The organism is Enterococcus pseudoavium NBRC 100491 (assembly GCF_001544295.1).
Classification (GTDB): domain Bacteria; phylum Bacillota; class Bacilli; order Lactobacillales; family Enterococcaceae; genus Enterococcus_A; species Enterococcus_A pseudoavium.
Genome location: NZ_BCQF01000044.1, coordinates 1 through 10,201 on the forward strand (window position 1 = coordinate 1; position 10,201 = coordinate 10,201).

Sequence of the window (10,201 nt, forward strand, 5' to 3'; positions counted from 1 at the left end):
CCACATCGTAATCATATAAGTAATTGGAATTATCGTAGATGCCCAATAAAAAAGCCCCACAAAGATAGAGGAAATATACAGATGGACCGCTCCTTGAGCCAGTGAGTAAGTAAAATAGCTAATACAAAAACCCATAACGCCGACCACTTGCAATACTTTCATCTGGCCAGAGGCAATTCGCTTCGATACGATGGGGGATAAAAAGATACCGATCAGCTGAACAATGGTGTTTACCAGCATAAACTGGCTACGACTGATTTGTAGTTCTTCAATTACAGCTAGCGCATATTTTCCCGACAAAGACATAACTAAAGGGACCATTGTCGCCGTAATTACGACACAACCAGCAACAATCCACCAGCCATAAAAAATGTGTTTTCCTTCCTTCATATACTGTCTCCTTTTACTAAAGATTGATGTAACTGTGTCCTTTTTCATAACTTAGATCGAATAAGAAACAAAAAACTAAGTACAAAAGAGAACGGTATAATTTTTATAAATAGTTTGCTGCTTTCAATTGATTTATTGCATTTGTTAAATGCTTCTCGTTGACTAAAACTATCGGACCTGTGCACCCCATTCCGCTTTCTGCATAAATATCATTTGCCCATAAAACCTTCACTGCATCCTCCAGTTCCATGATTTCGACACCGGCGATCTCACTTGTCACGATTTCCTTAGCTGGTGGCTCGATCTCTTTTGCAGTTTTTGTTTCTGGCGTTGCGGTCAGTTCCGCACAAATTTTCTTCAAACCGGCTTGATCAGCTTTTTGATATTCCATTCGGCTGATTTTCCCCAGCTTACCTTTGGCTAATTTATAGGCGTATTCCAATGCATTAACGATTACGGGAACGCCGCTGGCACGGGAAATAATGCAGATGTTACGCTCGTAATTCCGGCCAATTCCTGGACCGTAACCAGCTCCTAATGTTTCGTAATTTCCTCCACTAGAACCGGCAGAGAAAAGCTTCATTAGGATATTTCCGGTTAAGCTGTCACAGACCACGACATCAACACTGCCTAACAATAAATCATTGCCCCGTAGGACTTTCCCGCCATCCTCACGTTGACTTTCGCCAAAAATGAGAGCATAGCCGTTTTTCTGAAGCGTGGTTAATGAACGAACGATCAACTGTTTTTGCTCCTTCGACGTTCAAAATACCAACGGTTGGCTCTTTGATACCGCAAGCTTTGGCCGCAATGATCCCATTGACGGCATTCAAGACCATCGCTTCATTTCGAACCCCACTGGTCGTTCCAGTTGTAGTCGCGATATAAAGTTCACGACCTAATGCCGGTGTAACAACTTTACCAACGGTGGAGACACCGATTGGAAAGCTATAGTGTAATGTCACACACCCCTGCAATTCTCCGCTGTCGAGTAATTTCTCCATCAACTCAGAGGCTTCTTTTTGACAATTAGTCGTTGAATAATGCTCGAAATCCTCGGCCCAATCTACATCGCTACCGATCAATACCAAATCAAAAAGATTTTTCTGCTTGATTGTGTACGCCGCCTGTTTCATGACCTCCATGCTAAGTTCGCTTCCGTCAATGGTCAAGCCGATTTTAATTCTAGGTTCCATTCGGCCCTTTTCAAGACTAGTAGCTAACTCTTCAAAAATTTTTTTGACTGTTTGTTTTACTTGATCAGACATTGGCTCCACCTCTATTCTACTGAAAGATTGGCAACAAAGCTTCTTAAGGCCTGCGCAACTTCTTTTCTGACTAATTCTTCTAAACCTTGCTGATTTTCTTTCGATACTTTGCCGCTGTTGCGTTCAATCAAGATCGATACACCATCAAACAGGTTGGTCATCCGACCTAAGAAAAGCGAGCCTTTTCCGACGATCATCGCACGATTCTTATCACCGCTGACTAAGTCCTCTGCCGCAAAGCCTAAATAAGGAATGCCGCTTGGAATGTGCCCTTGGGTGGGCGCCCAGCCTACTAATGATTTTTCATTAACAAAGGCCATCAGATCTTTTTTCTCGATATCTTTACGCAGCACGCCGATTGCACCAATCATTTTCAAGTTGGCTAACGGTACATCCCCGGCACCTGCTGGTTTTGTAATATCCGGATTTTGCATTTCGACTGAATAGACATCCACATCTTTGATCGATAATTGAGCTTTTTCTAAAATACTAGCGATTAGCGCTGTCGTTACAGCCTGCGGACTCGATCCGCTACCGACTTCGTGTTTCCCTGTTAAATCATGCCGCAAAATTGGGTGTACACCATCATTTTCACTGATTAAGGCCGCAAAACCACCTATTACATCTTCTAAAATCGGCAAGCCCTTACCTACGTGGGATTTACCATTCATTCCTAGTTTTGCAGTCGCTCCACCAGCTACAAGAACAACATTTTTATGAGTTCCTGCCGCTACTAGGGAAGCCGCTGTGATCAAAGCGTGAGTCGGCCCCGCACAGAAACTGCGAATATCTGAACCCGTTGCGTGTTCGCAGCCACATAATTCAGCAATCGCTTTGGCAAAGTTGCCGCCTCCTCGCTGATTCATATCACCACAAGCCTCTTCACTGCATTCAATCACATAATCAATCTCTTTCGGATCGAGCCGATGCTTACTGATCAATTGACGTAAAGCTAATACTCCGCTAGCCTTCACTACTAAATTTTCCAACATCACATGGGCATTCAAATTCACATCGATCTGGTGAGCTGGGCTCACACATCCAACTAACTGACGCTCATAATATAATGGTTCCGCATGGTTTTCAGCGACATCTTTTTCGATCCACTCAAGTGTTTTTCCTTCTTTGATTTTTTCAATATCCTCCTTGAATAAAGGATGAATACTTAACGCTTCACGAACTACTACCGCAAAACTTTCTTCTAAATGTACTAATTCAAATACATCAGCGATCTGCAACAGACCATAAAATTCCAATTCCGGCATAATTTCGCCGTATTTCCCTTCGCGTTGCCCTTCAAATGTCTGATTGACCCAAGGCTGTGGTAATTTCTTCAACTCTTGATAGCTCAAATTACCAATATAAGTCTGATTTGGTGCATAGTTGACCACTTCATCATAGCTGCGCAAATTATCATACAGATTCGCTAGATAGGGGCTGTCAGGGGTCGTGATTTTCTCTGTTGTTTGGGTCGTCCCATTATGTTCAATCATGTCTGGTGTATGAACCAAGACATAGCTCGCACCTCTTAAAGTCGAATAATTCATGGACATTCTCCTCGCCTATCATTCTCACAAACTGAGATCGTTTCAATTCATAAAACGGATTGCCAATTTGAAAATCTTTCCATCGTTATGCATACCATCCTGTTGATACCGAGCTTAACCACGTATTTTCAAAAACAGCAATCCGGTTTAAAAAATCCAGTCAAAAATACTATTAGAAATATTTTTTGATCATTTCTTCAATTGCTTCTTTGGTACAATCATCTTTGGCAACTTCGTCTACCTTTTCACCGTTTTGATAGATTGAAATGACCGGCAAGCCTAGTACCTTATGTTGAATACAAAAGCGGCGAACTTTTTTCTGGGAGGTATTGAATTTAGTAAAACGAATTTTTTCTCCATATTGTTCGTACAGTTCTTCCACATCGGGCATCAAAGCTAAACAGTTTTCACAGGTTTCGCCCCACCAGTCGACTAAGACAGGGCTGTCTTGTTCTAATACTTCTGCACTAAAATTATCAACAGTTAATTCAATCATGTGGTTGGTACCTCCCTTTTAATTCTTTCAACATATTTCTGCGCTGAGAAGGCCGCCGTCGCACCATCTCCAGTAGCGGTTACAACTTGACGTAATACTTTGGGCCGCATATCGCCAGCTGCAAAGACACCTTCAATTTCGGTGCACATTGCTTCATCAGTAATCATGTAACCATAATCATTCAACGGAATCTTTCCTTCATACAACTTCGTACTTGGTACATTTCCGATAAAGACAAAGATACCAAATAAGCCATCCTCCTCATCTGCCTCAAAACGTGTCAACTCACCAGTCTTCGTATTGCGAATCGTCATCGCTTCCACCATGTCTTCGCCTTCAATACTTTCTACAACAGAGTCAAAGATATAATCAATCTTGTCATTGGCTTGGGCTTGTTCTACGGCGATCGCATCCGCCGTCAGATCGCTCAAATTTTGAATGATGTGAACTTTGCGGGCAAAAGTCGTGATGAACATCGCTTCTTCCACTGCGGAATTCCCGCCGCCGATCACATAAACCTCCAAGTCTTCAAAGAATGCACCATCGCAAGTCGCACAATACGACACGCCTTTTCCTGCTAATGCTCGTTCACCGACACAACCGATTTCTCTAGGAAAAGCACCGTTGGCACAAATAACTGCATGAGATTCATACATACTCCCATCTTTACAGATGACTTTTTTGACTTTTCCATCAAGCTCTAAATCAGTCACTTCTTTACGTAATTGAATTTCCGCGCCGAATTGCTGAGCCTGATCTGCCATCCGTTTGATCAATTCCGGGCCTGAAGTTTCCTCTTCGGTCGATTTGATTGAACCCGGGAAATTGGCGATTTCATGGGTCGACACGATTTGTCCGCCTAATTTGGTTTTCTCTAAAAGTAATACGTTTAAACGTGCTCTAGCATTATAAATAGCAGCGGTTAATCCAGCCGGTCCACCGCCGATAATAATCACATCGTACATATTTCCATGCTCTCCCCTCAATCACTGCCTGAAAGAAGGCTCACTCAGGCAGTCAAAGATTATTCAAATACCGTTTGTTCGTCGACTGGTGTCGTCATCGCCTTCAAAGCCTTCTCAACGATACCGCGACGCAGTTTTTGTTCTTCCTTCAAGCTTAGGCTTGGATTACCTAATGGGTGAGGAATCGCAATGGCAGGCACGATTCGATTCGCGCCAACGGTTTGCGAGATTGGAACAACTGTACAGATATGAACTACAGGCAAGCCTGTTTTTTCAATTTCCTTAACCATCGTTGCACCGCAACGAGTACAGGTTCCTCAGGTGGAAGTCAAAATGACTGCATCAACACCATCAGCAAGTAGTTTTTGAGCGATCTCAGCCGCATACTTCTTAGCATTGGCGACCGCCGTTCCATTTCCAACGGTTGTATAAAAGTAATTGTGTAGACTACTGATTACGCCTTCTTTTTCCATTTCTCTCACTATATCTAATGGCAATACCCGGTTTGGATCTTGATTCGCATAAGAAGGGTCATAGCCGCCATGAGCTGTTTCATAAGAATCCGCAGTTAATGTATCGACATTTTCAATCGAATACGTTCCGTACTTCGAAGCACTGCTTGATTCAATACGTTCTGGATTGCCTTTAGGAACAATTCCACCCGAGGTTACAAGCGCAATCTTCGCTTTCGATAAATCACTTATCGCAGTGGCTGGTGCGACGTTATCAAATTCAGGCATGGGATATTCTGTCGTAAATTCTTGTTCATTCAACTTACGTATCAGCATATCCACCGCTCTGGCAGAACCGCGTTTTTCATCCTGAAAATTCTTTCGATAACGAACAAAGTAATTATCCGTTTCTGGTGAAACTTGTTCCTTCTTCAACAATTTCAACGCAAGATTAGCAATCACAGGCACTGCTTTTCTCATACCTGCCGCACTATTTCTAGTCGGCACGATGTAAGCACCCTTTTTGTACATTTCAACTCCAGGGTTTTCTTCATACATCCCTGTTACAGCTGGGATATCCAGTTCAGTCATGACTGCTTGGGCAACCTCCCCGCAAGCAATACCGTATCTACCGGCATTAAAGGCTGGGCCTGCGATAACAATATCTGGTTCAAATTGTTTGATCCGATTTAATACATCTTTTTTGGCACTATCCAAGTTCTCATTAAAGAAACTGTCGCCACACACTACAGTGCCAACGATTTCTGCTTCATCGCCAAATGAATTCATGAAAGCAAGACCTGGCCCTACTACTTCGGCTTTCGAGAATGATTGGATATCCGCCTTTTCTTCACCACCGATCCCAGCATAAAACTGGTTGATGTAGTGAACAACTTTAAACTTAGTCATAAGATGCTCCTTTGCTGGTTAGTATTTGGCGTATTGATTCCTCATTTCGGACACTTCTTCAATGATGTCATCAACATCTAAAACCATTTCCATCATGCCGATCTGCTCTTCAAAAACATCTGAGTCAACAACTTCTTTAAATTCTGGCTCTACAGCGTGATATACAGCTAAACCTAGCTGTTCATTGGTCAATGGACCTGCATACGTAGGATCTCCGTTTGTTACAGTTTCAGCAGCTAACCCAGCTGCTTCTCCTTCGGCAGCACCGATCAGAACGACCACGTTCTCTGCTCCGAAGTTCTCTGCTGCTTCTTTTACTCTACGTTGGTTTTCTAAGTCCATTGCACCAGCGGCCGTTCAGACGAAACATTCTGTTGATGAGAATATTACTTCTGATCCCGTACCCTCGATACAAGCTTCAATTGCTTGTCCTGGGATACCATCACGGTCACCGATCACCAAGACTTTTTTGTTTTTTAGATCTAAAGTCATTAGTATTTCCTCCCTCTTATGATTTTAAACGCCTTTTGCAGACATTTTGTTAAAACCTAATTCATTTGTTGCACCGGTAATTGCCTGGATTTCAACTTCAATCATGCCATCTTCTTTCAAGCTGCCGTCAAAGCCGCCTGCGATGACATCCACATAATCTAATTGTCCGATTAAGCGATCCATTTTTGGTAATTGGATCGTTTCATTTGCGTTTCCGCCAGTAACTACCGCAGTTGCTAATTTGTCTGCATCTGCTAAGGACTGGCTAGCACCGTCTCTTCCAGCATATTCATCTGTTACAATCACTGTTTTAATACCTTTTTCTTCGACTTTCTTACAGTTCATGATCAAATCCGTATCAGGATTTCCAAAGCCTTCTTGAGAAATAATGACACCCTCTAATCCAATATATTCCGTTAATTTTGCGACAAAATCACTAGAACGGTGTTTATCCTTTAAATAGACTGTTTCATTTGTTATGATCACACCTAAAAAGTTAATTTCTTTGCCATGCTGTTTGTATAGATCAGCAATCACTGGATTATTCAAATGATGGTAGGTCGTGTTCTTGTCACAAGCGGACACACAGTTTCCGCTGATGATCGCGCCATCCATGACTTCTGTGGGATAGAGGATCGTCGGTACGATGTGCTTCGCATCCGTTCCATAAACATAGGTGTCATGAAGTAAGCCCTGTGTTTGCAACATATAAACATAACCGACTTTTGGCAGATCTGGATATTGCTGAATCTGCTCTAATAAGGGTAATGTTTCAAAGGTTTCAATACTGTCGGGTTCACTTTTTTCACCAAGCTTGCCAATATAATCAGCTGTTTTCAGCCCTGCAAAACGGACGGCTTCTTCATATAAATGAGTATCCAACTCTTCTTGTGGTGTTAAAACTAAACAAATTTCGATCAACTGTGAAAAGGGTGTCAGTTCAGAACCAGGACCTTGCATATCTACGATTCCTTCTTGGAAACCCACGATTTTCCCAACCGTCATAACTCCACAGCCTTTTAATACGTGAGTTCGTCCACTACCAACGACATCCACTTTATTAATGACTCCTGGAAAAATTCCTGTCTCTGAATCAACTTTACATCTTGGTTCGATCACATCTTTAACTGGTGTGATACGAATGCTGTCACCCGGTTTGGCGAGTTCAATCTCACAGGCCGCTAAACGATCATCCTCCAATACGAGTTCCTTAATTTTCGCCGGATCAAGTGTTAGCGTACCGTTTTCGATTTTCTCTTCTCTACCTAAAATAACCTCTTTGATTTCGATGTTTCCAACTTCTAGTTTCATTTATTCACCTCAGTTCTAATTAGTTGCAGATCGCTGAATCTTATCTTGTCACCCCCATTCTATCCAATGTACTTTGGGCGATAGAAAAATCTACAAAAGCAAAATCATTGAGCACCGCTAAGGACCAATTAGGGCGCTGTTTATTTTTGATGAATTTTTCATAGACAGCTATCGCTGATTCAATATATTCCAAACTCTCAATATCAATATACTGAGAAGTGGTCTCTGAAATAAAAATCGTCTTATAATACGTTTCATTCGGTTTGATGCTTCCACTTAATGGGTGACTCACCAAAGAGAGTTTCTCCTTAATAATTAAGGTTTTGACTTTATCCAACACCTGATCATATGAACCCTCAATATAATCAATTTTTCCTATGTTCAGCATTTGCTCCTGAACCATCGGATTATTTGTCACAATCTTCATTTTAAGTTTGCTCCCCCTTAACTGATTGTTGATCTTTTCACATGACATTTGGCTTAGAAATTTGAACATCGATAAAAGAAAAACAGAGAACAACGGCAGTATCTGCAGTCATTCTCTGTTTTTATGCCTGAGAGATTCTCCTTGTTCAAAGGATTGCTCCATCGGCGCACCTCAAAACTGGTGCTTTCTAGAAGTTTTATCATATTACGGTCCTTTTTACCTGAGATTTTCACTACTGATTCCTGCTGATTCAGCAACTTATTCCTTCGGTGGTGAGTTTAGATCAATCACGCTCTCCCGTAATAATCTTTTATTGTAAACGTTTCATTTATTGCATCTTATCAATAGTATGCTGCGAACTCCACTTTTTCTTTTTTTATAAAAATAAAAAAAAAAAATTTTCAATTTGTATCTCTCCGTTTTCAATAAAGAAAATTCATATCATTTTACTATCTATGACGTTTTTATATAGATAGATACACTTTATATATAAATTAATCAATTAGAAATATTTTCATCGTTTTTTTATTCGGATTTAATAAAAAGTCGATAATACAGATTATTTTGGGAATTATTTTTCTAAACACAGTATTACGAATAACGTTAAGATGATTTTATGTACACATTTTATGAGACTTTTTTATCGCACATTGAAATCTCTCATGTCCCTGCATAGCATTTAGTTTTCGAAACATCCAAAAAAAGAGACTAAACAAATGTTTAGTCTCTTCGTTAGGGCGAACGATGGGAATCGAACCCACGAGTGCCGGAGCCACAATCCGGTGCGTTAACCACTTCGCCACGATCGCCATGGTGCTATTCAATTTCAAATAAAAAACTAAGATGAAATAACCATCTTAGCTCTTTATACCGGCGGCCGGGGTCGAACCGGCACGCCCGTGAGGGCACTGGATTTTGAGTCCAGCGCGTCTGCCAATTCCGCCACGCCGGCATGTCAATAAATATTCTAGTACTAAGGCGGTAACCGGATTTGAACCGGTGATGAAGGTTTTGCAGACCTCTGCCTTACCACTTGGCTATACCGCCATTATACTATTGTTTTCTTCTTAGAACAAGTATTTTTCAAGAGAGTTTCCTGAAACTTTTCTAAGAAAAACTGGGGTAGCTGGATTCGAACCAACGCATGAGGGAGTCAAAGTCCCTTGCCTTACCGCTTGGCTATACCCCAATAAATTACAAGGGCGAACGATGGGAATCGAACCCACGAGTGCCGGAGCCACAATCCGGTGCGTTAACCACTTCGCCACGATCGCCATATTAAGAAAAACAGGGGCAGCAGGAATTGAACCCACACTAACGGTTTTGGAGACCGCTGTTCTACCTTTAAACTATGCCCCTGAAACGAATGGAGGAGAGTGGATTCGAACCACTGAACCCTAAGGAACGGATTTACAGTCCGTCGCGTTTAGCCACTTCGCTACTCCTCCATGGTGGCGCGGGACAGAATCGAACTGCCGACACATGGAGCTTCAATCCATTGCTCTACCAACTGAGCTACCGAGCCATATTATATAGTTTAAAGTTTTAATTAAATGGCGGTCCCGACGGGATTTGAACCCGCGATCTCCTGCGTGACAGGCAGGCATGTTAACCCCTACACCACGGAACCGAATGGAGGTTAACGGGATCGAACCGCTGACCCTCTGCTTGTAAGGCAGATGCTCTCCCAGCTGAGCTAAACCTCCATATTTAATTAAATGACCCGTACGGGACTCGAACCCGTGTTACCGCCGTGAAAGGGCGGTGTCTTAACCGCTTGACCAACGGGCCAGTAAAAATAATGTAACGGAGAGTAAGGGATTCGAACCCTTGAGACAGGAATACCCGCCTACATGATTTCCAATCATGCTCCTTCGGCCACTCGGACAACTCTCCAAGATAGGAGCACAAAGGCCCAATACTCTATTATTCTCTTAAGAGAAA

General features: G+C 42.1%; 9 protein-coding genes, 12 tRNA genes, 1 pseudogene and 2 riboswitches. All 22 genes and pseudogenes read right to left on the reverse strand.

Features of this window, described 5'->3' with window-relative positions; translation table 11 throughout:
• Nucleotides 1-390 (reverse strand): annotated as a pseudogene (locus tag EP1_RS12865) (MFS transporter); the annotation flags it as partial.
• A gap of 103 nt (nucleotides 391-493) precedes the next feature.
• Nucleotides 494-1,132, reverse strand: coding sequence for a hypothetical protein (locus tag EP1_RS13800; protein ID WP_344692991.1), 639 nt, complete (start codon nucleotides 1,130-1,132; stop codon nucleotides 494-496).
• Nucleotides 1,062-1,658, reverse strand: coding sequence for a hypothetical protein (locus tag EP1_RS13805; protein WP_344692993.1), 597 nt, complete (start codon nucleotides 1,656-1,658; stop codon nucleotides 1,062-1,064). Before EP1_RS13805 ends, EP1_RS13800 begins: the two co-directional genes overlap by 71 nt.
• Before the next feature lie 11 nt (nucleotides 1,659-1,669).
• Complete coding sequence (gene grdC, locus EP1_RS12875) at nucleotides 1,670-3,205, reverse strand: glycine/sarcosine/betaine reductase complex component C subunit beta (protein WP_067628196.1); 1,536 nt, start codon at nucleotides 3,203-3,205, stop codon at nucleotides 1,670-1,672.
• A gap of 172 nt (nucleotides 3,206-3,377) precedes the next feature.
• Nucleotides 3,378-3,701 carry a thioredoxin TrxA gene (gene trxA, locus EP1_RS12880; RefSeq protein WP_067628200.1) on the reverse strand — a complete coding sequence of 108 codons (324 nt, stop codon included), beginning with the start codon at nucleotides 3,699-3,701 and terminating at the stop codon, nucleotides 3,378-3,380.
• Nucleotides 3,698-4,666, reverse strand: coding sequence for an NAD(P)/FAD-dependent oxidoreductase (locus EP1_RS12885; RefSeq protein WP_067628203.1), 969 nt, complete (start codon nucleotides 4,664-4,666; stop codon nucleotides 3,698-3,700). Before EP1_RS12885 ends, trxA begins: the two co-directional genes overlap by 4 nt.
• A gap of 59 nt (nucleotides 4,667-4,725) precedes the next feature.
• Nucleotides 4,726-6,027 (reverse strand): glycine reductase complex selenoprotein B, encoded by a 1,302-nt coding sequence (grdB, locus tag EP1_RS12895; protein ID WP_083507559.1) that lies wholly within the window; start codon nucleotides 6,025-6,027, stop codon nucleotides 4,726-4,728.
• A gap of 18 nt (nucleotides 6,028-6,045) precedes the next feature.
• Nucleotides 6,046-6,519, reverse strand: coding sequence for a glycine/sarcosine/betaine reductase complex selenoprotein A (grdA, locus tag EP1_RS12900; RefSeq protein WP_083507560.1), 474 nt, complete (start codon nucleotides 6,517-6,519; stop codon nucleotides 6,046-6,048).
• 24 nt (nucleotides 6,520-6,543) lie between these two features.
• Nucleotides 6,544-7,830 (reverse strand): glycine/sarcosine/betaine reductase component B subunit, encoded by a 1,287-nt coding sequence (locus EP1_RS12910; protein WP_067628218.1) that lies wholly within the window; start codon nucleotides 7,828-7,830, stop codon nucleotides 6,544-6,546.
• Between the two features lie 40 nt (nucleotides 7,831-7,870).
• Complete coding sequence (locus EP1_RS12915; RefSeq protein WP_174519755.1) at nucleotides 7,871-8,257, reverse strand: GrdX family protein; 387 nt, start codon at nucleotides 8,255-8,257, stop codon at nucleotides 7,871-7,873.
• A 105-nt stretch (nucleotides 8,258-8,362) separates the two neighbouring features.
• A riboswitch (glycine riboswitch) is annotated at nucleotides 8,363-8,454 on the reverse strand.
• Nucleotides 8,455-8,567: riboswitch (glycine riboswitch) on the reverse strand. It abuts the riboswitch before it with no gap.
• A 426-nt stretch (nucleotides 8,568-8,993) separates the two neighbouring features.
• Nucleotides 8,994-9,066 (reverse strand) — tRNA-His (locus EP1_RS12920).
• A 59-nt stretch (nucleotides 9,067-9,125) separates the two neighbouring features.
• Nucleotides 9,126-9,209: transfer RNA gene (locus EP1_RS12925), tRNA-Leu, on the reverse strand.
• Between the two features lie 24 nt (nucleotides 9,210-9,233).
• Nucleotides 9,234-9,304, reverse strand: a tRNA-Cys gene (locus EP1_RS12930).
• Between the two features lie 70 nt (nucleotides 9,305-9,374).
• Nucleotides 9,375-9,446 (reverse strand) — tRNA-Gln (locus tag EP1_RS12935).
• Nucleotides 9,447-9,458: 12 nt separating this feature from the next.
• Nucleotides 9,459-9,531: transfer RNA gene (locus tag EP1_RS12940), tRNA-His, on the reverse strand.
• Nucleotides 9,532-9,545: 14 nt separating this feature from the next.
• Nucleotides 9,546-9,616 (reverse strand) — tRNA-Trp (locus tag EP1_RS12945).
• Nucleotides 9,617-9,624: 8 nt separating this feature from the next.
• Nucleotides 9,625-9,705, reverse strand: a tRNA-Tyr gene (locus EP1_RS12950).
• A gap of 1 nt (nucleotide 9,706) precedes the next feature.
• Nucleotides 9,707-9,782, reverse strand: a tRNA-Phe gene (locus tag EP1_RS12955).
• Nucleotides 9,783-9,811: 29 nt separating this feature from the next.
• Nucleotides 9,812-9,887, reverse strand: a tRNA-Asp gene (locus EP1_RS12960).
• 3 nt (nucleotides 9,888-9,890) lie between these two features.
• Nucleotides 9,891-9,963: transfer RNA gene (locus tag EP1_RS12965), tRNA-Val, on the reverse strand.
• 13 nt (nucleotides 9,964-9,976) lie between these two features.
• A tRNA-Glu gene (locus tag EP1_RS12970) sits at nucleotides 9,977-10,048 on the reverse strand.
• Between the two features lie 16 nt (nucleotides 10,049-10,064).
• A tRNA-Ser gene (locus EP1_RS12975) sits at nucleotides 10,065-10,153 on the reverse strand.
• Between the last annotated feature and the right edge of the window lie 48 nt (nucleotides 10,154-10,201).

Bases quoted from the DNA above. Each gene is read 5' to 3' on its own strand.
- EP1_RS13805 (WP_344692993.1), bottom strand. From the start codon at position 1,658: ATGTCTGATCAAGTAAAACAAACAGTCAAAAAAATTTTTGAAGAGTTA.
- EP1_RS12885 (WP_067628203.1), bottom strand. From the start codon at position 4,666: ATGTACGATGTGATTATTATCGGCGGTGGACCGGCTGGATTAACCGCT.
- EP1_RS12915 (WP_174519755.1), bottom strand. From the start codon at position 8,257: ATGAAGATTGTGACAAATAATCCGATGGTTCAGGAGCAAATGCTGAAC.
- EP1_RS12910 (WP_067628218.1), bottom strand. From the start codon at position 7,830: ATGAAACTAGAAGTTGGAAACATCGAAATCAAAGAGGTTATTTTAGGT.
- trxA (WP_067628200.1), bottom strand. From the start codon at position 3,701: ATGATTGAATTAACTGTTGATAATTTTAGTGCAGAAGTATTAGAACAA.
- grdC (WP_067628196.1), bottom strand. From the start codon at position 3,205: ATGAATTATTCGACTTTAAGAGGTGCGAGCTATGTCTTGGTTCATACA.